Below are 19,870 nucleotides of genomic sequence, written 5' to 3' on the forward strand. Positions count from 1 at the left end.
CCTTGTCAAAATCTTTGACAGGGTGATATTTTTTCGATGCAAATCCAAATAACCAATAGCCAGCAGGACTGGTAGGGATATGTGCCTGATAAACACGGCTGATTGGAAAGGCTTGATTGACCTTGCGGTGCATGCTTCTGCAAGCTGACTCATCTTCGTCAAAGAAAGGACTACCATGCTGGTAAATCATAATACCGTCTTCTTTCAAGGCTCTGTAACTATTGCCGTAAAATTCCTTTGTAAAAAGACCTTCTGTATGTCCAAATGGATCAGTCGCATCATTGATGATAATGTCGTAATCATCTTCGCAGTTTCGTAAAAAGCGAAGCCCATTTTGGTAGTAAATGGTAACGCGAGGATCATCTAGCCCTGCAGCAAAGTCTGGGAAATACTCACGACAGACCTCTACCAACATCTCATCCGGTTCCACGATATCGATTTGTTCCAATTCTGGATAGAGAGTTAATACTTGGGCAACACCACCGTCACCACCCCCAATAACCAAGACTTTCTTAGGATTAGGATGGACAGCCATTGGAACGTGAACTGTCATTTCATTGTAGACAAAGTCATCTGCATCTGAGAACAAGACATGCCCATTTAAAATCAAAATCTTTCCAAAAGCTGGCGTGTCTAAAACTTCAATATCCTGCCATTCACTTTTACCAGCGTAAAGTTGTTTGGCTGTTCTCAAGGATAATTTCACATCTGGAGTGTGAACTTCAGAAAACCATAAATCCATCTAGTTCTCCTTTCTCTCAATGACATTGATGTGATTGACCTCTGGATCTTCCGTTCCTTGGAGGGAACAACCACGTTCTTTGGCAAATTGGATATAATCCACAATTTCTCGTGTAATCCGTTCACCTGGCGCTAGGATTGGAATTCCGGGAGGGTAGCACATGACAAATTCCCCACAGACTTGCCCCACAGACTCGTCCAGGGTTAAACTTCTTCTCTCTGAGTAGAAGGCTTCCTGAGGAGATAGCACCAACTCAGGCTGGATATATTCTCCAGCTATCAAGTCCTTCCCATCTCGTGAATAGAGTCTCTTGATATCAGCCAAAGCACCAACCAAGCGTTCGATATCTTGGATGCGGTCCCCAATCGAAATGTAGGCCAAGATATTGCCAATATCACCAAACTCAATCTGAATGTCATATTCATCCCGTAAGAGATCATAAACTTCAATACCTGTTAAGCCAATGCCCTGAGTGTAAACTGACAGCTTAGTAACGTCAAAATCACAGACAGACACACCGTCTACTAGCTCTTTTGAATAGGCATAGTAGCCACCGATAGCATTGATTTCACGACGAGCGTACTCAGATAGCTCAATGACCTTCTCAAATGACTCTTTCCCACGAAGGGCTAAGTTTCTACGAGAAACATCAAGACTAGCCATTAGCAAGTAAGATGCTGATGTTGATTGGGTCAGGTTAATGATTTGACGCACGTACTCAGGATTCATCTGATCCCCAACTAAAAGAAGTGAACTTTGTGTCAAGCTACCACCAGACTTATGCATGGATACAGCTGACATATCTGCTCCTGCATCCATAGCAGATAGAGGAAGTTTATCTGTAAAATGCAGATGGGCACCGTGTGCCTCATCTACTAAAACTTTCATTCCAGCAGCGTGAGCCATCTCTGTTAGCCCCTTAAGATCTGAACAAATCCCATAGTAGGTAGGATTGTTGATTAGGATAGCCTTGGCATCTGGATGTTCCTGAATAGCTTGTGCTACACGCTCATTTTCAAGCCCCAAAGCAATACCGATTTTTGGATCCACACTCATCTCAATATAAATGGGAATAGCGCCACATAAAACGAGAGCATTGATAGCTGACTTATGAACATTTCGAGGAAGGATGATCTTATCTCCAGCTTTACAGGTGGAGAGAATCATAGTTTGAACAGATGAGGTTGTGCCCCCAATCATTAAAAAGGCATGAGCAGCACCAAAAGCTTCTGCAGCTAGTTCCTCAGCTTCTCGGATAATCGAAATGGGATGTCCCAGATTATCCAAGGGCTTCATAGAGTTGACATCTATGCCTACACATTTTTCCCCTAACAGTTCAACCAACTCTGGGTTACCACGGCCCCGCTTGTGACCTGGTACATCGAATGGTACAATTCTTTTCTTTCGTAACTTGACCAACCCCTCATAGATGGGAGCTTGGTTTTGATTTAACATTATAAAGACATACTCCTTTATCATATTTTTTACACCTTAACCATGTAAGGCTCGGATACTTATGAAAAAAGAGCAGGTTGGCACCTGCTCTACAATCTACTGACGTGTTTATGTTTGTTTCTTTTGAGTATGTCTGTTCCTGATGTTTCCTAACTCTCTAGTAGCAAATATTACGTACTTTATTGATCGTTTCACAAGATGACGTGTGCTTTCACCACACTAACAAATCTATACGAATTAGGACAAGTGTCCTAACATCAACTTATAAAAGTAGGCTTTTAACCCTATCAATAATGTGGCTTTTCAACCACGCTTCGGCATTCAACCCTGCCTGTCCGTAGGCATTTTTTACTCGGGTTTATATTTGCTAGAAAACATCATCTCATTTTCTAAGCTTCATTACTATATCATGTTTTCGTATTCTTGTAAAGTATTTTTAGAAACTTTTTTAAATAAATTCATTTTTTCGTTCGTGAAATTGCTTTAACTTAAAAATGGAAATCGTTTTAAATTTAAATCAAAAAACAAAAAAAGAAACTAAATAAATTAGTTTCTTTTAATGAATCATAAGCATAATCAACTATTCAAAATCCTATCTAGTCATCTCGTGCTACTTGAACAGCTAGCTCAAAATCAGTCATCAAATAATTTTCGTCTAGGCGGATGAGACTATAATATTCATTCCAAAATAGAGAGTCACTGTTACTTGACCACTGTAATCCATACCACAATTGAGTGACATCACTTGTATGTGATGGGGGGATTGACCATAGATGCTTTTTAAAAGTTTCTTGAACAAGAGAAACATCCAGTCGAGTAGTCAAGTCAAGTTCATCTAATTTGAGAGTGATAAAATGTTTTTTAGTTGCCTCAATACTTTCCTTGTTAAATCGAACCTGAATTACCTTAGAATCTTCTAAAGCCACATTCTGGTCCTCAGCACCGTATAAGGAAATACTGCCCAGTACTATGCCATCTTTTGCCAGGAGATAGGGGGCGTAAGGAACAGCATTGCTATCAAGTCTGAATCCTTTTTCGATAGTGACTGTTTTATTACCTGCATACTTTTGGAAATTGCCATCTGCCAGGAGGTCTTCGTAGTCACTAGCACCATCACCTTGTCTTACATAGATATCAAATCCAGCTTCCGTCAGATCACTTGCTTTTGTTTCTGCTAACGTGATTTTACTTTCATTAATTTTCAAAATCGGTGCTTGAGGTGGGAAACCAATCGTGAGATGAAACATGACTCCTACTAGAAAGACCATCAAGGTTATAAGGAGGGCAAGTAATGACTTTCCAGTCCTTTTTCTTGCATTGAAAAGAGCCATTATAGCTGGGAGGAGGATCATTTTGGCTAAAATAGAATTCCCAACACCACCTCTATTTAAAGTCTGAAAAGCAAACATCCCCGCAATTGCAATCAGGGACAGGTAGACCAAAATCTCGCCTAGACCCAGTTTTTCTGTTCGAATTTGTTGATTTACAGGAGTTTCGTACAATGACTGCCCATTTTCTTTCCTCTTTTTTAGAAAGAGATAAAAGCCTAGCCCGAGCAGAATATTAAAGATTGCAAAAACCATTAAAGTACCTATAATCACCGTTCTAGCCATGGCTCTCTACTCCTTTATGTTCTCTCACAAATCTTATCTTTCTCTTTAGTACCCAATTCCCAATCAATAAAACCAGCAAGAAGAAGGGGCCACCTTCTATGACCACAATGGGCAAAGCCAGTAGAGCAATCATCAAAAAACTAGCTTTCTTTTGACGCCAACTACCGCCCCATTCTCCGTTTATCAGCTGACCCAAATTGTCGATGTAGTCAGTATACATCATAAACAAAGGAATTTGGAAATCACTGGTCTTAAGGTAAATGAACAAAGCAGAATTTAGAAAAACATAAAGAATTCCTAAGACTAGAATAATCTTTTGACCAGTTCGAGTAGCCTCTAGAACGATTTTTTCTCTCTTCTCTGGTTTTATTTCCTTGAGACTTGGATTCTTACAAGAGAGTTTTTCAAATCTATAGGCCAGAAATCGGTAGAGATAATACTTTTTTATATCACGCTTCATAAAACCCCCAATCTAGGAAGGACATTCAATTATAAATCATGGTCTAAACATCTAATTTCAAGGAATTGCCTTCCAAATAGACTGCTTTTGACTCAGTGATTTTTATTTTTTGATCTTCAGAAAAGCCAATGGTTTCACCGTCCTTTAAGGTGACATCACTGCCTAAAACATACTGAAGAATAGACAAGAGGAAATAATATAAGTCATCGCTATTCATAGGAGACTCGATAATTTCAATCTCAGTTTTTCCAAACTCTTTCAAACCATAAGTGTAAATACTGGTCTTATCTTCCTGATTGATAATTCCCATATAAATCCAGAGTTGAAGGGGAAGCATTTCTTCTTTCAAAAGGTCAGCTAGGTCTAGATAAAGAGCTTTGGGTAAGAGTAAGGTAGCAGAACCCTGATAAATGCCAATTGCTGATTGACTAGTTTTTAGGATAGAGGCATTAACTTTAGTCAATAGGGAATAGGTTTCTACTGGCGAAAGATTGTCAGACAAGATAGAAACAATAGCGTGTTGTGAATGCTCCTGTGTTTCCTTCTCAACATCCTGCCAGAGGTAAGAATAGGCATACAATTCTTCAAATTCTTGACTTGGGATAGGCAAATCCATTAAAGCCAGCGCAACGAGAGCACCATCAATCACAAAGGTTGCACTAGAATCATCCCCAGAAATTTCGGAAACTTGAAGCCCCCAGTGAGATTTCAATTCCTGAACAATCTGGTCTAAAGAATAGGCCTGCTTGCCTTTGAAGAGGGGCATGGACAAGGTAAGGGTCTTTTTCTTCTCTGACTTTTCTTTTTTACCAGCAAATAGATTTTTCAAAAATTTCATAGGACTTCTCCTTTTCTCATATCAGTTGGGAAGCAAAGCTATCTTGCTCAAAGTGAATCAAGATACCAAGCTTCCTCATCCTCAAAACTGTAAAATTTCTCATCAAGTAGCCAATTTCCATCCACCAATTTAAGTACAAACTGATGCTTCATTTCTAAAGCTTCTTGATAATGGGTGATGACTCTTGCTTCTTCAGCTTTTGTCATGATAAAATCTACAGAAAAATCATTCGTTTGAACATAGTTATACTCACTTGGGGAGCCATAAGAATTCCGAACTCCTCCTTCCAAGCACTTTTGAGTCACTCGTCCAGTTAGAAGTTGCATTTGTCTCTGAAAATAGTCATCCATAAGTTCATTCCACTTGGGATGAAGCTGATTTGCTGGGATGCCAAGGCCTTCTTTTTCCTTATCCAGTTCTCTGTTACGCTCAAAAATTTCCTCTTCTAACAAGGTTAAACTTTTGAGGATATCAAGCAATGGTGTGATGATTGTTTCTGCAAGAGTTTGATATTTTTCAGGGGTATTTTTATAGTTCACTCTCATAATAAGCCTCTTAATCATCTTGGATTAATTGCTTTAATTCTAGGTCTGAAAGAAAGCCTTCAATGTAAAGTTTCCTAAGTAAATCTTTATCTACGGTAATTTCATAATAGTCAGTCACAAACTCATGAAATCTCTCAAAGCTATCAAAAAGGTATGAAAGCAACCATTCTCCGCCATCCTGATCTTGGTAAGTCTGTTGATGCGCGTGACCATCATACCAGATAAAGAAGGTTGTTTCATCTTTTTGGCCTTCTGAATAAAGTGAGACATACTTTTCATCCAGTCCTTTATAAAAACTATCGATGATATCTTGATTCCACTCGTCAGCAGCAAACTGGCTTAAACTACTTTCATGATCAAAGCCTTTTATAAGGATCATTTTATCAGTCAAAATCACATCTAAAGAATCACCAGAGCCATTGTCAATAAGGTAGCGGAGTCCATAGTCTTCCTCAGTCTTAATCACGAGTCTGAGCCAATCCTCACTTGGATCTGTTAGATACTCATCAATGACCAGCAAGGCATCTAAGCGAGTCTCTATCTTGTCCCAATCAATCTTTCTCATCTCTAAAAACCTCCATCCTATTCTTGCAATTTATCAAGATCACAAGCCCTATAACGAGCTGTTAGATAGCCTGAAAAGCTAATCTGAGGGATATTCCACTCATTAGGCAAATAAATCGAACAATCTACCTGATCACCTAGAGGGGAACTCGCTGAGAAGACATATCTTCCCAAATCCTCATTATTAGGATTTCTTTCAACTAGACTCAATCTGCTAGTATTGAACCAGTCTTTAAACAGTAACCAGATTTGCTCGGCATCTTCGTTTAATAGGGAGACTTTCAAGTTGTAGCTGATTCCGACTCTACATCTTTTTTTGAATCCTGACTCATCAGCCTTACAAACTTTTATCGATCCCTTATCATACTGCCAGTTATCACTATCTAATAGGGGAAATTGAGCAGATAGATTGTCTTTAAATCCCTGCATATTATCTAATAAATCTTTGGAGGCATCTTCGAATAATTCTACTTCTTCCATAGTCTTATCTTTAATTTTCATAGCTAATCACATTCCGATTTAATCTGCATCAACCCAGATCTGGTATTTTTGACAATGGAGACATCTAAACAAATAACCACAGATAGGACCGTCTTTGACCAAGTAGTCTTCTATCTCTTGATACTCTTCACGCGCTTCATAGTCTGAAAAGACTTGCTCAGCGATTCCCATATCCTTCAATTCTCGAGTTCCAACTGTACCCAAGTAAGCACAATAATCTTGGCAACAAGAAAGCCAGTATTCTCCCTGCCAACTAGAGTAGCCTGGGGTCTGGCAAAAAAGCAGCTTATCTTTTTCCGGATTTGTTTGTCCTGACCACTCGGCATCCTGGACAAATTCTGCATCAAATTTTTCTGCTGCTAACCCGTTTGCGATGCACATTGGGCAAAGGTATTCTATATCCTCGATACAATAAGGGATTAAGTCATAATAAATATTGCTTTCTTTCCCACAAGATGGACAAAGCTTGGCTTCTCCTTCAACAAATGAACCTGTTGCTAAGGGATCTGGATGATAGAGAAAATAAGGTAAGTCTTTTAACAGGTTCTTCCTCTGCTTCTTCTCTTCTTTTCTTAGAGGACGAGGAAGGGCAAAACGATCGCCATGACTCTGACTCATTTCTTGTAAACGGCTCAGTTTCTTTATCTGTTTTCGGTCTGGTTTATCTAAGATTTCGGTAAATAAGCTATAGGCACTAGTGTAGAGACCCAATTGTTCATAAAGGTCAACTAAGACTTTCTTCGCTTCTAAATCATCAGACTTAGCTAATTCATCAGCCAAATCATAAAGGGCTGCGACACTTGAAGGCTTTCCATCTTGGTCCAGGTATTGCTTTTTTAATGTAATGTATTTTTCTAGAAATGGATTCATGGGACTACCTTTCTAATGGATGACATAAAATCTTAACAAATAGTCACTAAGACATTCCCCTTATGGTTTAAGATTTCCTTGTAAAACTCTTTCATATTTACAAAGTAGGTTAAAATGTCATCCTTGATTTCTTCCTCTTCCTCAAGATAATCCCAAATATCAGGATACAAGTCGGCTTTCTTACAGGCTTCCATACTAAAGTCAGTCATAGCCCTGTCCATGTCAAAACTTTCTAAAGCTTCTACAATCTCGGCTATCTTAGTTTTTTCAGTATAGGCTATATATTCAGATACATCCTCTAGAGGAGTCACCCCTAAAACAGCTTCTCTCAAGGGATTGTCATCCAAAAATTCTGAACTACTAAATCCTGTCATGACAAAAACCAAGGCATCCCACATTTTGTCAATATCTAGTAAGATATCATGACTATCAGCGGAATCCTCTGCAAAATCTAACAAGTCATCTTCTTGATTGGAAAGACCTTTTATTTGATCTAATTTATCGTCTGACAAATATTGATAATTGGCAATCATTCCCATGATTTTACTCCTTTGAATCAGTTAGTATCATACGGATATTTCTAGCTCTATTTTCATAGAAAGTGCTATAATGGAGCTAAGAAATTGTTTTATTGTATGTTAAATAGGGGAAATAGTCATGTTCACTAGTATTGTTTTGGGCTTTTATGCTCTTTTCTTTCTATCCTTATCCTTTACCATCTATCTCTATATCAGACTCGTAGTTGCGGTTAAAAAAGGCAAAGACATTCCCAAATGGATTTATAAACTTGGCCATGCTGTTCAAGGAAGAATTCACGTTGACTATGAAGAAATCACTGATGCTAATGCCCTTAAAGAGATTCATTGGTTCTTGCTGATCTATTTAATCGTAAATCTACTCGTATTGGCTGGCTTCTACTATCATGGCAATAGCTTCCCGCAAGCAGTTTATGAATGTTTGAAAAAACAATTTTTCATCGTACTTGTTAGTATGATTTTAAAAAGTCTTGGAAAATTTGTTGTACTAGCTATAAGAAAAAACTTTCATAACAGTCATGCCTATGCATCAACAAACGCTGTTATTGGGACAGCTTTTTTAACGAGTTATGTTTTTATGTTTTGCATGATGATGAGTGGCCTTCCAGCTCAACCTGTTCCAGTAACCATTCAAGATACCACTGTCATTATCGGGGAGACCAAGGCTTCCGAGCTTTTGGAGCATGGGTTCACCTTTGGAGATAAAGGCGCGGAGAACTTGATTACCAATCCCAAAAACGACCACTTCTACTACGGTCAGCTTCTCGAAGTCAAGCGTGATGATCAGTTCTATGGCTTTATGAGCCTTACTCCTACGGGAAGAGATACTGATCAACTCAAAAACTGTGTCGTCACCTACTACAGAACACCTATGGATAACAAACAACTAGAAGAAATTTCCATCAATCATGTCAAGCTAGCCAATCTAAAACTCCAAGACTTTCAAACACGAAAATTAATCGATATCTTTGAAGTCAATCCTGCTGATTATAATGTCACTGATAAGGATACCAACTTTATCCTAACCATCCAAACAGCAGATTACGACCTCTGGAAAAGGTACCGTATTGAATCCAAGTTCAATTCAGATGGTTCCCTAGATAGCTATGGTGTCAGAGCCCAACACAGCATGTGGGAATAATTGACCATTCCCCCCTTTATCACATAAGCATTAAACTGAAAAAATATCGTCGACAAGTTTATAGGTTTCGATGAATCTAGGGCCAGAGGAACCTTTATCTCTAGTGATTTCTTGATAAATATCTTCTAAATTTTGGGCAGGTGCTAGCATCCAAAGACTAAAAGGTCTAAGTTTCACCTGTCCAATTTTTTCAATATTTTCTAACAATTGCCCTAAATCTTTGTGATTGAACCAGCAGTCTGTAACGAGAGCAAACTTTGTATTGTCCATCTTACAGGAGATATGACTGGTCAAAAAATCATCGATGGTGGGCTTTTTTGTCTGTAAGAGGCGCGTGCAAGCCAGATGGTACTCAAGCTTTCTAGGACTCTGCTCAACCAGAGATACAAAGACAAGACCATACTCATCTTGGAACTTAACAGCAAGAATATCCCCTTCTTCAAAATAAGGTTTGCGTTTAGTTTTGGCTTTAGGGACCTTTAGAGGCCTAGAATTTTCAGTTTGCAACTGGATAGCAAGTTTATCCAAGATCTTTTGCCTTTGCTTCAAAGCCTTTGAATCTATTTCTATCCAAAATGAATCAGCCCCTTTTTTGATAAGCTCCAAGGTTTTATCTCTGATATCGTCTGTCAGATGACCAATCTTCCACAGTGAGTAAGCAAGAGCAGTCCAATAAATTTCTGTAAAAAAGTCTGTTTGACAGTAATCTTTCTCCGCATCGAGGATATCCTTAATAATATTGGCCACATGATCACCGTCTCTATAGCGACCAACTACCTCATTGTAAATGTCATACCCTTGATCACTGTCAATGATTTTAACGCCATCAATAGCCATTCTCAACTCCTAATGCTCAATCGACATCTTATTTCTAAATCTCAACGCTTATTTAATCTTATGCTTGTTCATTTTTTCTTGGAAAATATCTGTAAGAATTTGGCGCAATTCTTGAGCTTCCTTTTCAGGAAGTTGGCCTTCTTGTTCAGCAACGGCATACAACTCTGGATACTCGATCGAGATTCTCTTAACAGTACGTGTAATGGCATGTTTTCTAATAAAAAATGGAATTCGTTTAATCATATCTTGAGGAATTAAAGCGATAATCTTATCGGCAGTTTCCTTGTCGTTCAGCTTAGAGAAAGTTAGTCCCTTTTTAATCATTTCTTGTTCTTTTTCTGTAAAATCTTTAATATCCATTATATCTCCTTATGACTACTTTATTTACTACTATTATACTATTTTTTTAATTGGTCGAATGAAAAATCTCTATAAATCACTTCTCTGCCAAGGACAGAATCTGTTGTAACAGGTAGTTTTTTCAGCAAATCTTGGATATCAATATCATTGGGAAGAGGATTCAATTCTCCCAGATTATTTTCCTGAAGATGTGCTGCAAAGATAAACTCTCCCTTTTCCCAATCCATAGCACAATCATTGCTAACATCTACTGGCGACAGGTCCAGCAGTTCTTGCTCTTGCGCTATAAAAGTCTCGTAAATTAGCTCAAAAATAGCTTCCTTATCAATTTTTACAACTCTTAATGTATGTTCATCCATGCTTGCTTTCCTCTAATCATATCAATTTAGCTATCATTCGATTGGTAACTTCTTATCCCACTCTTTAAGCAAATCATCCTTTTAGAGTTGAACCCACTTAACATTATCCATAATAAATGGTTTCGCTAGACCTTCACCTGTATAGTTTTCGTATTTTGTATCTAAATATTTGTAACAATCTTCCTTGGTCGCAAATTTAATGGCTTGATAAGGTTCCTCAAAGGTTAACTTTTCGACAAAGAGATAGCCATCCTCGCTTGGTACAAGAATACCGACATGGCCGATAAAGAGGGATTGCCCATCCAGATCATCATGGACGACTACGGATAGCATTCTTGCATTTTCATTAAACTTGAATTGAGAAAGGAACTGTTCCATCCTTGCAGCATGAACCTTGACATCAGTGGTTGCTTCGGTCTTGACTCTTGAGAATAGAATATCAAAGGCATCCTTGTCTTCAGCACCAAAGACTTTTCCCTTATCAATAGCATCATTGTCGACAAACAAGAGGGAATCATCTTTCTCTAACTTAGGAATTTCGATGGAATTTTTCAATAAACAATAACTGTTAATCCGACAGTTGGTACCTACAAAATCACCTTTTTTCGGTGTCCAAAGATTGGTAATTTTTTCTACATCATAGTCTGTTTTGGTAAAGGTAGAAAAATCTCCAGTTAATCCAACTGAACCGACAGTATTGTTATAATCATTTACAAGATTGAAAAATGCATCCACACTGTCCTTATCCAAATGCGCAGCCAAGGCTTTTCTGACTTCTTCTTCACTGTGATTACTGTTCATATTGCTATAAGTAGCTTTCCAAGAAACCTGATTAGATTGTGATTGACTGACTGAGTTTTCCCTAGTAGCTTCGCTTTTCTTTTGTGGTTGACTGCAAGCCACTAATGTCAAAAGAAACGTTGAGCAAAGACCAATTTTTATCAGTCGATTGTTTTTTTTCATCAATTTATCTTTCTAAATATGTTTGAAGTTGCAAGCACTTTTGGCGAGCAACTATTTTAGCAGATTTTAGATAAAGTTAAGGTCATACAGGCTCTTGCATCAATCTATTTTCACTCATTTCTATGGTCTTACACATAGGTCTTATTTGTGGGTTCTAATACTGTAGCATTAGTTAACATTTCATCTCGCAGGATCTTGGAGTAAACTACCGGATTTTCAGTGATCTTGCGACAGTGGTCATATCCTTGCCAAATGTGAAATGTGGCATGAGGATACTTTTTTGGAAGAACTTTTTTAGCAGCTATCAAGTCGAATTCTTTTGAACCATAAAAGAAAACACAGCTTTTTTGTTCCTCTGGCGTAAGGTTAGGCAAATCCACAAATGCACAATCACGGGAAATATGTCTGATACTTTCTTCATCCATAGCAATGAAAGAATCCGCCATCATCTCTCCTTTTTCTCCATAAAGTGAAACCATCTTATGAACAACTATATCTCTATTTCGCAAGGCTTTTCTATGCTTTATTAACAATAAATACCTAGTAAATACATCTAGCAAAGGCGCATTTGTCCATAAACTAACCCCTTCAAAAACAAGTTTACCAAACCTGATGTCCTTGTAATTCAATAATTGCAGTAATACAACTCCACCCAAGGATGCACAAAAGCCTAAACGTAGGTCTTTTATCTGATGATTTTTTAGATAATCATAGATCATCTGGCTTTCCTTAAGAGCTGACTCGTAAATATCCGAAGCTGATTGCCCATGCGCAGACAAATCCGGAATGATATATCTAAACTCTTGCCCCATCTGATCTGCAATGAGAGACTTCATCCCTTGAGCAGAAGATAACATAGGGTGGATTAACAATATCGTCTCTTTCTGATTAGAATTAAGATCAAGAATGTTCATTTTCCAACACCAGATTTCTTTCCTTTTTAGCCCTTATCCTTAAAGAACTTATACCATCCATTTATGATTTATTCAGATAAATGCGACAATTATAATAACTTCACTTGAACCCCTTGCTTGTCGAAGGTTTTTTTGACATGTTCAAAATTACTGCTTATGATAGTCGCTTGCTTCAGATTTGGAAACTGTTCCAGTTCTTTTAGACTAACTTCATTCAGATCAAAGGTCTCATCTTCGCCATCCCACTGAGGAATCAGATTCATATAAATCTCATTTCCGCCATCCATGTAGATTTCTTTGACTTGTTCGGCATATTTCTTAGGTATCGGAAGATCTATCATATAATCAAGGGCTGGCTGAATAATCTCCATACTTTCTGTGTCGATTTCCAGTTCACTAAATTCATCCGCAAAATCATCGATGTCAAAGTAGGGTTTCAGTACTCGTAAATCATACATCAAAACTTGGATAATAGTTAGTTTAAAATTTATATTGTCAAAGTATAGCAGTTCTTCGTCAGTTTCTTTTAATATGTAGCTTTCCCGTTCATGTTTGATCTCTGGAAAGTAGGAAATAGAAAGTGTATCTGTGATGGTCTCTGGAATTCCATTAAAATTAGTTCCGTAAGGGGTCCATAAAATCAGGTTAAAATCCCCTACTCTATGCCTATCAGAAAAGAAATAAGGAGATTTTTCATCTGATAATACCACAGCTTGACATGGTTGCTTCGGCAATTCTTTCTCTCCAGTCTTAGATTTTACAACATCGCCATAGTAGAGGAAAACTGTAGAAATCAAATGTTCCTCATCAATGTAGGTCTTACATTTTTTTAAATGATTATTAATTGAGAAAGAATGTTCAAATACAATTCCAGCTTTATCATAAATGTATTTAACAAACTTATTATCTCTTTTGACAACCTGGTCAGGCTTCCCCAATACAGTTTCAATATCTTTCAAGGACAAAGGAAAAGCTAAGCTGGTTCCGTTAATAATCATTGAATTGTTGTGGAGATTGATTTCAAGTTTTTTGTGTGTTTTTTTCTTAAAAAAATGAAACATATTACTACCTTTTCTTAAGTTTCTTCCAGATAAATTTTGACCGCTTGGTATTCCTGCTCTTTAGCATAGGCAAACACCTCTGAAGCTCTAATGTAATCAAAGATATTTTCCTCTAAATCTTCATCCCAGGTTGATTCACTAAAGATTTGATTGTCTTGACTTGCTTCATAGAAAATATCAAGGTGAACCTGATAAAACTCTTCATCTTCATTTGGAGCTTGCCTTACTAAGGATAGTTGAAACAAGGGCTTATCAGATATAGCTGTAAATGTCCCTGTTTCAAATAAAATCATCTCATCCTCAATAGGCTCACGACACAAGTCTTCAAAGATTGCTACCATATCCTCTAAGGGCATCTTATCGGTGATTCTTTTTCTTAAAAATTCAAGTGATTGCTTCATATTGCTCCTCTTTCTACATGTTTACTATCAGAAACTGACTAAAAATTAAAAGTAACCTATAACTCTAATAATCTCTATAAAGTAGTATATACCTATTGCGATAGCTATCATAATTGCTAAAACAACTAAACCAATGATAATCCTTGCCCAGATATGCCTTTGTGCCTGTTCGATGACAAAAGCACTAAGAGACGCGAACGATAATCCAAAAGCAAGAAAGATAGATATGGCCCAAACAAACGGAATAGCTGTCATCCAAGGGTAGGGAAATGGTTGGCCGACTGGATGATTTTCTAAAATAAAATAAGTAATAATCGCAACCAGATACAAAAAAATATTCACGATATATAAATATTTAAAAACCTGACGTCTATGAAAGAATACCATCAATCCTAAGACGAAAATCATGATAAGGGGAATGAAAAGACGCCCCCAAATATAACTGTCATTAAACATAGCTAACTCCTATATCTTATGCAAAATCACTTTCAACTACCAATCCTGCAATTTGCTAATCTGGTCTCCCTTATTCCTGATGATTCCAAAGATATTTTACTGAATGACACCAACTAGAAATATAGTCTAGCATTTCTGCAAATCACTCTTTTATCATTCCATCTTGTAAGCTGTCATAGTATGTAAAAAATCTCTCATATACTTTTGTCTCCTTTATACCTAGATGATGGATTTTCCTTAAAAGATTATATCCTAACTCATCATATTCTTAAAATTTTTCATCTGTATCCTGATTCGAATATTCGATTATTTGAAGAAATAAACTCTCAAATTCAGTCAACTTTCTCACCAATGATCTAGCTTTTGACTCCTTAAATAACTAATCTTAACTTGGAAAAATCCTATTAAAAAATTGAATTCTTTCACCTTTTATTATACTACATAAAAAGAAAAAAAGACTGAAGCAGATGGTTTTCACCTTTGTTTCAGTCTAGATCATTTTGATAATCGGAAATGCCTCTGTAAGGACGTCTATCCCAAAATTAATTCCCTGTAATTGGTAGTGATAGATGGGGTCAGGATAAAATTTTTGAACTCTGTTTTTAAGGTGAGTGTCTATCATTTCAAGTAAAATCCCATCTGATAAATTGGGAAATTCTGGTCCACTGAGTAAATCTTCTTCTAGTAAATTCAGGTCCCATCCTTCATCAATAGATCTGCAGAAAAGAATCTTACCAAAATCAATACAGTATTTTAACTTTTGATTCTTTAAGCCCTCAAGATAAATTTGCAGGTGATTTTCTTGAGAAAGTTGACACCGTAATTCATACCAATCATACTCTATTTCCTCACCAATATGAACCCACTTCATTTTTAACCAACCTCTTCTATCCTTATATCACTCTCTTCATTTTTATAGAGAACTAAGTCAATGACTAGATTCTTTGCACAAATACGAAAATGAACCAAGTCTTCTTCAACCAAAACTCCACCCGCCCTATGAATCACTTCTGTAATCAGGCTACTAGTCTCTAGCCTACAAATAAGGGATTCAAGATCTGGCGAACTAGGAATCTGATGAAGAGCATCAAATAAGTCTCTTTCTGTGATTTGGTAAAAATGACAGAAGGGAAATTTCAATCGAATCAGATGTTTCTTGCCCTTCAAAGTCATCGTAGAAATCTCGTAATGACTATTTTCACTAAAAGCTGCACTAGCTTCATATTCATCTTCTGGAATAATAGATTGCCACTCTAGCATTAAATTTCTCCCTCCACTTTTTTCAATCATCTCATAAATTTTCTTTAAAAATCTAAAGTAGTTTAAACAAGCGCGCATTTAAAATTTTCATCTCACATTTTTAAAAATTTTCATGAGAGACTTCTTCAAAATAGTCATCCAGATGATGATAGATCCGCATATCTTCTTCTGAACCATCTTTTAAAACTGCAAATACCTTAACTTTATCATCATTGACAAATATAAAGTTATGTTCTCCAAAATAAGCCTGATAACCCTTATCTACTAAGGTCCAGAGTTCATCTTTTTTTAAACCAAAAATATCTTTTTTTACAAGATAGGTTTTCCCGATTTCCATTATCATGATAGACCTTCTTTAAAATACTATAACTACCTTTTCTCTGACAGCAAGGATACTACTACCACATGATAGTATCAATTATTTATTACTTCCCATCCCAGGAAGGATCATCTGATATTTTAATATCACCTATAAACCATCGCTTCATCTTCTTTTTATCCTTAAAGGGATTGGGGTGGACAACGGTAAAAGCATGAATACTTGCATCTGGAAAATACAGTTCGACATTTAAGGACTGCTTGGGATTATCATTGACATAAGCTGAAAAATAAATATGATAATGACCACCCATATCTCCACTATCATCATAGCCTCCTCGAGCAGTATTCGGTAAAATCTTCACAGACTTTACGGATTTTCCGTCATCATTCAAATGGGTCATAATTTCATTCTTGATTGAGTCTTCATGATCAAGAATTAACTTAGAATTGTTGCTATATAGAAGATTACCATTACTTAAATTCCCATTGATAAAAAAGAGCAAACTCACAAGCAGAAAGGGGGACACAATAGCAATGTATAGCCATTTATTGGATTTTAGCATGGATTTCCCTCTCTAATCATTTAATATTCGTTGAATGAAACTTTAATCAATAAATCATATTCATCATACTTTGATTTTATAGATCCCAATTTGCAAAATGAAAACTAGTCAATTTTCTCTATGATGTTTCCAAGTTTATCCAAGAAAAGAGAAGTGTTTATAGCGATTTAGATTCGAAATAAAATTATCAAGTAATCGTAATATGATTTTTCCAAAATTGATAATATTCCAACGTTTATATTATTCAGTCTTCTTCTTGTTCAAGTACCAACTAGGAATGATTTGCTTCATATCATTATACCATTCCAAAATTTCCTTAGCTTGATTTTGCATTACTGATATTTCTTCAACTCCGTAAGGTACAGCCCAGGGAAGTGATCCAACTAAGTTATTTAGAATATAGATAGCGAGAAGCTTCCAAAATAAATCCGGAACCTTATGATCAAAATATCCATCTATCATACCAGACGCAAAAGAGGGAGAGACTTGAGCAGACCATACAATACGATTGAATTCCTCCCAAGGATCTCCAAGATCAAATCGATCAAAGTCAATGATATAAATTTTACAATCTTCACCAATCATGAAATTCCCTATATGATAATCTCCATGTTGGAAAACCTGAGGTCTATCTTTCAACAATTCTCGATTTTCATTTAAAAAATCAATGAATATCTGACCATTTTCATATTGAACGGGACATTCTTTGTATTTGGAGATTTTGTCATCAATTTTTCGATTATAAAAGACCTCCCACTCTTCACGAACTTCTGTTACAGGGAGTGAATGAATTTTTTGAAGGATTCTTCCTGCTTCTAGTCCATAAGTGTATTGTTGTTCTTTCGAATAAGTTAAAATGGTTTCTCTTGCATCTTTCCCGTCTATCCATTCGTGTAAAGAATGTACTTCGTCATCGCAGAGTTCAATACTAATTGGTTTACACATCGAAACTCCAAGAGAAGCTACTTTCTCCATCATATCAAATTCAAATTTTTTTGAATCTAACTTCTCCTTATCAGAAACACGCAAGAAATATTTTTGCTGATTTTGATCTGTCACACAATATTTTTTATCATCTGACCAGCCTTTATTTATGGCTATCTTACTACTAAAATCCATTAAACACTCTCCGCTTCATTTCACAACTCTTTTTGCAGTTTTCACTAGTCATCTATCCATTTTGTCTACACTTTAATTTCCTAGATCAAGATTTAGATAATGAAAACTAGTCAACTTTCTTTATGATATTTCCAAGTTTATCCAATACAAGACAGGAATGATCATTTAGTGGAATTATGGGAACATTAACGAGTTCTTCAGCTCTATCCTTATTAGCTTTATCATTCCAAGAATCATAATGGACACTAATTAAAAACTGACTAAAGAGTCCTAATCCATTTTTTATCTTTATCTGATGATCTGAATTATCATTAGGTGAGACATATACTTTTTCTCCTAATAAAAGGGCTCCTGCTGAAAATCCTATAACTTTCGCCCCTTTATTAAGCATATGAACGATATATTTTTTGAACTCCTGATTGACATAAGTAGCTATATATTTTTCCGTATTTCCACCACCGATGATAATTAGATCAGCATCTAAATTGCTATCAAAATCAATCTGCTCAGTGTCCAGGAGCAAGTAATCAATGTTTAGGTTAGGAAAATGACTTTGAAAAACTTCCGTGTACTTTTTCATGTACGGTTCCCAATTTTCTCGAAAAACTGTAAAAATGACAATTCTTTCGATATTACTTGATGACACTATTTTATTAACAATCGTATGGTTTTTTATCGGCGGATTTCCACCCATCAAAAAAATTTGTTCTTTCAAGTTATCACACTTTCTAAAGAAACATAAAGTTTAAACAAGTTTATTCACGTTTCGAAATTATAATTTCTTCTTAAAATGAATAATTCTATTTGCCTCCTGAAATCCAATATTGAGATGAAATCTTATAGAATCCGTATTTGTTAAAGTACAGTCACTTGCAAATTCCTTACATCCTTTATTTTTCGCCCATTCCTCACACTTTGTACAGAGATTTTTAGCAATATCCTTTAAACGATATTCCTCGTCGACAATAATCCCTTCTAAGAATCCAACAGGACTATATTTACAACCTTCAACATAATCAAATCTGAGTGAACATAATGCTAGACCTACAATTGTGTCACCTTCAACTTCAGTAAAGATTGCAGTATTTTTGCCATTCGTATATCTTTTTACTTCATCAATAGCTTCTTTATCGGTCAATTGGGGCCATAATTGTTTCATTAGTTTAGCCGTTTTTATAGAATCTTTTGTGATTTCATCCATATTGATGTTCCTCCGCAAATTACAAGCAAATGTTTCGAATCATGCTGTTACTTTGTTACTCATTGATTGATACCAATACCATACCCTTCTACTTTTCGCTGTCTCAGATTGGAAGAGTAGAGTCACACACTCAGCGGTTCGCTGTTACCGTATCGTTTCGTCGGTTTCTCTCCTCATTCTACGAGTCCTATCCCATGGGCGGAGCATCTACTTCTTTCTACTTCGCTGATGCCTCAGCTCGTAAAAGCAGTGATACCGCCTCAACATGGAACGAGTGAACACTAAGTATGTCAAGTAGTTGAGTTGTATGCGGAAACATATCCACTAAACTATTTAACGATAGCTTGAGGTTATCGTTAAAAGGTATTACCTCGGCAAACTGGAATTTTCCAGCTTGACAAGCTGGTTTTTAAGCTTTAGTTATCGGAATCCAAAGTTCCATTTTGTAGTCTTTGCTGTGCATATCACCTTCATAGTAATATTCAAAGTCAGGTTTTTCTGAATGAATATAGCCATGCTCAGGGAAGAATACTTCCATTGCATATTTCCACCCGTTATGAATGCACTCCGGAACACTTCCTACTAATTCTACAACTGCATACTCTGCTTCTTCCACTTCCAAAACATCTAAGTCCATACTTGTGGCTTTGTCTACATCATTAACGATATAACCAGCCATATAATTTATTGTGCTTGGATTTTCCACATCATGGCAAACGCCCATACTTTGACCGCTTCCTAAACTTGCAAGTTCATCGTGGCTATATTTTTCATATAGCTTATCCCAAAT

Annotated in this window: 27 protein-coding genes; 1 reads left to right on the top strand and 26 read right to left on the bottom strand. The window is 36.5% G+C overall.

Going from position 1 to position 19,870, the window contains the following annotated elements; genetic code table 11:
* From speE to SINDD18_RS03470, 10 genes are all read right to left on the bottom strand, one after another.
* The coding region (gene speE, locus SINDD18_RS03425) for a polyamine aminopropyltransferase (RefSeq protein ID WP_241497323.1) at nucleotides 1-742 on the bottom strand (742 nt) is incomplete at its 3' end.
* Complete coding sequence (locus SINDD18_RS03430; protein WP_061863082.1) at nucleotides 743-2,197, bottom strand: aminotransferase class I/II-fold pyridoxal phosphate-dependent enzyme; 1,455 nt, start codon at nucleotides 2,195-2,197, stop codon at nucleotides 743-745.
* A 596-nt stretch (nucleotides 2,198-2,793) separates the two neighbouring features.
* Entirely contained in the window at nucleotides 2,794-3,810 is a 1,017-nt protein-coding gene (locus tag SINDD18_RS03435; RefSeq protein ID WP_061863083.1) for a hypothetical protein, read from the bottom strand.
* Nucleotides 3,803-4,270, bottom strand: coding sequence for a hypothetical protein (locus tag SINDD18_RS03440; RefSeq protein WP_061863084.1), 468 nt, complete (start codon nucleotides 4,268-4,270; stop codon nucleotides 3,803-3,805). The genes SINDD18_RS03435 and SINDD18_RS03440 overlap by 8 nt, the downstream gene beginning before the upstream one ends.
* 43 nt (nucleotides 4,271-4,313) lie before the next feature.
* Nucleotides 4,314-5,108 carry a DUF4261 domain-containing protein gene (locus tag SINDD18_RS03445; RefSeq protein WP_061863085.1) on the bottom strand — a complete coding sequence of 265 codons (795 nt, stop codon included), beginning with the start codon at nucleotides 5,106-5,108 and terminating at the stop codon, nucleotides 4,314-4,316.
* 47 nt (nucleotides 5,109-5,155) lie between these two features.
* Nucleotides 5,156-5,653: a hypothetical protein gene (locus tag SINDD18_RS03450; protein ID WP_061863086.1), complete on the bottom strand. Its 498-nt coding sequence runs from the start codon at nucleotides 5,651-5,653 to the stop codon at nucleotides 5,156-5,158.
* Between the two features lie 10 nt (nucleotides 5,654-5,663).
* Nucleotides 5,664-6,218, bottom strand: a complete 555-nt coding sequence (locus SINDD18_RS03455; RefSeq protein WP_061863087.1) for a hypothetical protein — start codon at nucleotides 6,216-6,218, stop codon at nucleotides 5,664-5,666.
* A gap of 17 nt (nucleotides 6,219-6,235) precedes the next feature.
* Nucleotides 6,236-6,718, bottom strand: a complete 483-nt coding sequence (locus SINDD18_RS03460) for a hypothetical protein (RefSeq protein WP_193750823.1) — start codon at nucleotides 6,716-6,718, stop codon at nucleotides 6,236-6,238.
* Between the two features lie 18 nt (nucleotides 6,719-6,736).
* Nucleotides 6,737-7,588, bottom strand: coding sequence for a CbrC family protein (locus SINDD18_RS03465; RefSeq protein ID WP_061863088.1), 852 nt, complete (start codon nucleotides 7,586-7,588; stop codon nucleotides 6,737-6,739).
* Nucleotides 7,589-7,620: 32 nt separating this feature from the next.
* Entirely contained in the window at nucleotides 7,621-8,127 is a 507-nt protein-coding gene (locus SINDD18_RS03470; RefSeq protein WP_061863089.1) for a YfbM family protein, read from the bottom strand.
* 118 nt (nucleotides 8,128-8,245) lie between these two features.
* Between SINDD18_RS03470 and SINDD18_RS03475 the strand changes: the two genes are divergently transcribed.
* The gene (locus tag SINDD18_RS03475) at nucleotides 8,246-9,265 is read left to right on the top strand and encodes a hypothetical protein (RefSeq protein WP_061863090.1); all 1,020 of its coding nucleotides are present in this window, start codon (nucleotides 8,246-8,248) and stop codon (nucleotides 9,263-9,265) included.
* A gap of 30 nt (nucleotides 9,266-9,295) precedes the next feature.
* Here the strand turns inward: SINDD18_RS03475 and SINDD18_RS03480 are convergent, their stop codons facing one another.
* From SINDD18_RS03480 to SINDD18_RS11260, 16 genes are all read right to left on the bottom strand, one after another.
* The gene (locus tag SINDD18_RS03480; protein WP_061863091.1) at nucleotides 9,296-10,102 is read right to left on the bottom strand and encodes a hypothetical protein; all 807 of its coding nucleotides are present in this window, start codon (nucleotides 10,100-10,102) and stop codon (nucleotides 9,296-9,298) included.
* A gap of 48 nt (nucleotides 10,103-10,150) precedes the next feature.
* Entirely contained in the window at nucleotides 10,151-10,462 is a 312-nt protein-coding gene (locus SINDD18_RS03485; protein WP_061863092.1) for a hypothetical protein, read from the bottom strand.
* A gap of 38 nt (nucleotides 10,463-10,500) precedes the next feature.
* Nucleotides 10,501-10,821, bottom strand: coding sequence for a hypothetical protein (locus tag SINDD18_RS03490; RefSeq protein WP_061863093.1), 321 nt, complete (start codon nucleotides 10,819-10,821; stop codon nucleotides 10,501-10,503).
* 81 nt (nucleotides 10,822-10,902) lie between these two features.
* Entirely contained in the window at nucleotides 10,903-11,784 is an 882-nt protein-coding gene (locus SINDD18_RS03495) for a DUF4300 family protein (protein ID WP_061863094.1), read from the bottom strand.
* Nucleotides 11,785-11,912: 128 nt separating this feature from the next.
* A complete protein-coding gene (locus SINDD18_RS03500) occupies nucleotides 11,913-12,698 on the bottom strand; it encodes an alpha/beta hydrolase (RefSeq protein WP_061863095.1) in 786 nt (261 codons plus the stop codon).
* Nucleotides 12,699-12,787: 89 nt separating this feature from the next.
* The gene (locus tag SINDD18_RS03505) at nucleotides 12,788-13,759 is read right to left on the bottom strand and encodes a DUF6892 domain-containing protein (RefSeq protein ID WP_241497324.1); all 972 of its coding nucleotides are present in this window, start codon (nucleotides 13,757-13,759) and stop codon (nucleotides 12,788-12,790) included.
* 14 nt (nucleotides 13,760-13,773) lie between these two features.
* Nucleotides 13,774-14,160 carry a hypothetical protein gene (locus SINDD18_RS03510; RefSeq protein WP_061863096.1) on the bottom strand — a complete coding sequence of 129 codons (387 nt, stop codon included), beginning with the start codon at nucleotides 14,158-14,160 and terminating at the stop codon, nucleotides 13,774-13,776.
* A 45-nt stretch (nucleotides 14,161-14,205) separates the two neighbouring features.
* Nucleotides 14,206-14,616, bottom strand: coding sequence for a hypothetical protein (locus tag SINDD18_RS03515; protein ID WP_061863097.1), 411 nt, complete (start codon nucleotides 14,614-14,616; stop codon nucleotides 14,206-14,208).
* A 490-nt stretch (nucleotides 14,617-15,106) separates the two neighbouring features.
* Nucleotides 15,107-15,487: a hypothetical protein gene (locus tag SINDD18_RS03520; RefSeq protein WP_061863098.1), complete on the bottom strand. Its 381-nt coding sequence runs from the start codon at nucleotides 15,485-15,487 to the stop codon at nucleotides 15,107-15,109.
* A gap of 2 nt (nucleotides 15,488-15,489) precedes the next feature.
* Nucleotides 15,490-15,876: a hypothetical protein gene (locus SINDD18_RS03525; protein ID WP_061863099.1), complete on the bottom strand. Its 387-nt coding sequence runs from the start codon at nucleotides 15,874-15,876 to the stop codon at nucleotides 15,490-15,492.
* Nucleotides 15,877-15,976: 100 nt separating this feature from the next.
* Nucleotides 15,977-16,219, bottom strand: a complete 243-nt coding sequence (locus SINDD18_RS03530; protein ID WP_061863100.1) for a hypothetical protein — start codon at nucleotides 16,217-16,219, stop codon at nucleotides 15,977-15,979.
* A gap of 82 nt (nucleotides 16,220-16,301) precedes the next feature.
* Nucleotides 16,302-16,760 (bottom strand): hypothetical protein, encoded by a 459-nt coding sequence (locus SINDD18_RS03535; protein ID WP_061863101.1) that lies wholly within the window; start codon nucleotides 16,758-16,760, stop codon nucleotides 16,302-16,304.
* A gap of 240 nt (nucleotides 16,761-17,000) precedes the next feature.
* Complete coding sequence (locus tag SINDD18_RS03540) at nucleotides 17,001-17,879, bottom strand: aminoglycoside phosphotransferase family protein (RefSeq protein WP_061863102.1); 879 nt, start codon at nucleotides 17,877-17,879, stop codon at nucleotides 17,001-17,003.
* A gap of 106 nt (nucleotides 17,880-17,985) precedes the next feature.
* The gene (locus SINDD18_RS03545) at nucleotides 17,986-18,594 is read right to left on the bottom strand and encodes a Type 1 glutamine amidotransferase-like domain-containing protein (protein WP_061863103.1); all 609 of its coding nucleotides are present in this window, start codon (nucleotides 18,592-18,594) and stop codon (nucleotides 17,986-17,988) included.
* Between the two features lie 57 nt (nucleotides 18,595-18,651).
* Nucleotides 18,652-19,080, bottom strand: a complete 429-nt coding sequence (gene aac(6') / locus SINDD18_RS03550; RefSeq protein WP_061863104.1) for an aminoglycoside 6'-N-acetyltransferase — start codon at nucleotides 19,078-19,080, stop codon at nucleotides 18,652-18,654.
* Between the two features lie 409 nt (nucleotides 19,081-19,489).
* The coding region (locus tag SINDD18_RS11260; protein WP_241497325.1) for a GyrI-like domain-containing protein at nucleotides 19,490-19,870 on the bottom strand (381 nt) is incomplete at its 5' end.

It is taken from the genome of Streptococcus infantis (assembly GCF_001579645.1).
Lineage (GTDB): Bacteria > Bacillota > Bacilli > Lactobacillales > Streptococcaceae > Streptococcus > Streptococcus infantis_E.

Coding starts and splice junctions, on each gene's coding strand:
- SINDD18_RS03440 (WP_061863084.1), bottom strand. CDS start 4,270: ATGAAGCGTGATATAAAAAAGTATTATCTCTACCGATTTCTGGCCTAT.
- SINDD18_RS03520 (WP_061863098.1), bottom strand. CDS start 15,487: ATGAAGTGGGTTCATATTGGTGAGGAAATAGAGTATGATTGGTATGAA.
- SINDD18_RS03490 (WP_061863093.1), bottom strand. CDS start 10,821: ATGGATGAACATACATTAAGAGTTGTAAAAATTGATAAGGAAGCTATT.
- SINDD18_RS03530 (WP_061863100.1), bottom strand. CDS start 16,219: ATGATAATGGAAATCGGGAAAACCTATCTTGTAAAAAAAGATATTTTT.
- SINDD18_RS03465 (WP_061863088.1), bottom strand. CDS start 7,588: ATGAATCCATTTCTAGAAAAATACATTACATTAAAAAAGCAATACCTG.
- SINDD18_RS03505 (WP_241497324.1), bottom strand. CDS start 13,759: ATGTTTCATTTTTTTAAGAAAAAAACACACAAAAAACTTGAAATCAAT.
- SINDD18_RS03445 (WP_061863085.1), bottom strand. CDS start 5,108: ATGAAATTTTTGAAAAATCTATTTGCTGGTAAAAAAGAAAAGTCAGAG.
- SINDD18_RS03525 (WP_061863099.1), bottom strand. CDS start 15,876: ATGCTAGAGTGGCAATCTATTATTCCAGAAGATGAATATGAAGCTAGT.
- SINDD18_RS03535 (WP_061863101.1), bottom strand. CDS start 16,760: ATGCTAAAATCCAATAAATGGCTATACATTGCTATTGTGTCCCCCTTT.
- SINDD18_RS03510 (WP_061863096.1), bottom strand. CDS start 14,160: ATGAAGCAATCACTTGAATTTTTAAGAAAAAGAATCACCGATAAGATG.
- SINDD18_RS03515 (WP_061863097.1), bottom strand. CDS start 14,616: ATGTTTAATGACAGTTATATTTGGGGGCGTCTTTTCATTCCCCTTATC.
- SINDD18_RS03475 (WP_061863090.1), top strand. CDS start 8,246: ATGTTCACTAGTATTGTTTTGGGCTTTTATGCTCTTTTCTTTCTATCC.
- SINDD18_RS03470 (WP_061863089.1), bottom strand. CDS start 8,127: ATGGGAATGATTGCCAATTATCAATATTTGTCAGACGATAAATTAGAT.
- SINDD18_RS03495 (WP_061863094.1), bottom strand. CDS start 11,784: ATGAAAAAAAACAATCGACTGATAAAAATTGGTCTTTGCTCAACGTTT.
- SINDD18_RS03480 (WP_061863091.1), bottom strand. CDS start 10,102: ATGGCTATTGATGGCGTTAAAATCATTGACAGTGATCAAGGGTATGAC.
- SINDD18_RS03485 (WP_061863092.1), bottom strand. CDS start 10,462: ATGGATATTAAAGATTTTACAGAAAAAGAACAAGAAATGATTAAAAAG.
- SINDD18_RS03435 (WP_061863083.1), bottom strand. CDS start 3,810: ATGGCTAGAACGGTGATTATAGGTACTTTAATGGTTTTTGCAATCTTT.
- SINDD18_RS03460 (WP_193750823.1), bottom strand. CDS start 6,718: ATGAAAATTAAAGATAAGACTATGGAAGAAGTAGAATTATTCGAAGAT.
- SINDD18_RS03430 (WP_061863082.1), bottom strand. CDS start 2,197: ATGTTAAATCAAAACCAAGCTCCCATCTATGAGGGGTTGGTCAAGTTA.
- SINDD18_RS03540 (WP_061863102.1), bottom strand. CDS start 17,879: ATGGATTTTAGTAGTAAGATAGCCATAAATAAAGGCTGGTCAGATGAT.
- SINDD18_RS03500 (WP_061863095.1), bottom strand. CDS start 12,698: ATGAACATTCTTGATCTTAATTCTAATCAGAAAGAGACGATATTGTTA.
- SINDD18_RS03455 (WP_061863087.1), bottom strand. CDS start 6,218: ATGAGAAAGATTGATTGGGACAAGATAGAGACTCGCTTAGATGCCTTG.
- SINDD18_RS03450 (WP_061863086.1), bottom strand. CDS start 5,653: ATGAGAGTGAACTATAAAAATACCCCTGAAAAATATCAAACTCTTGCA.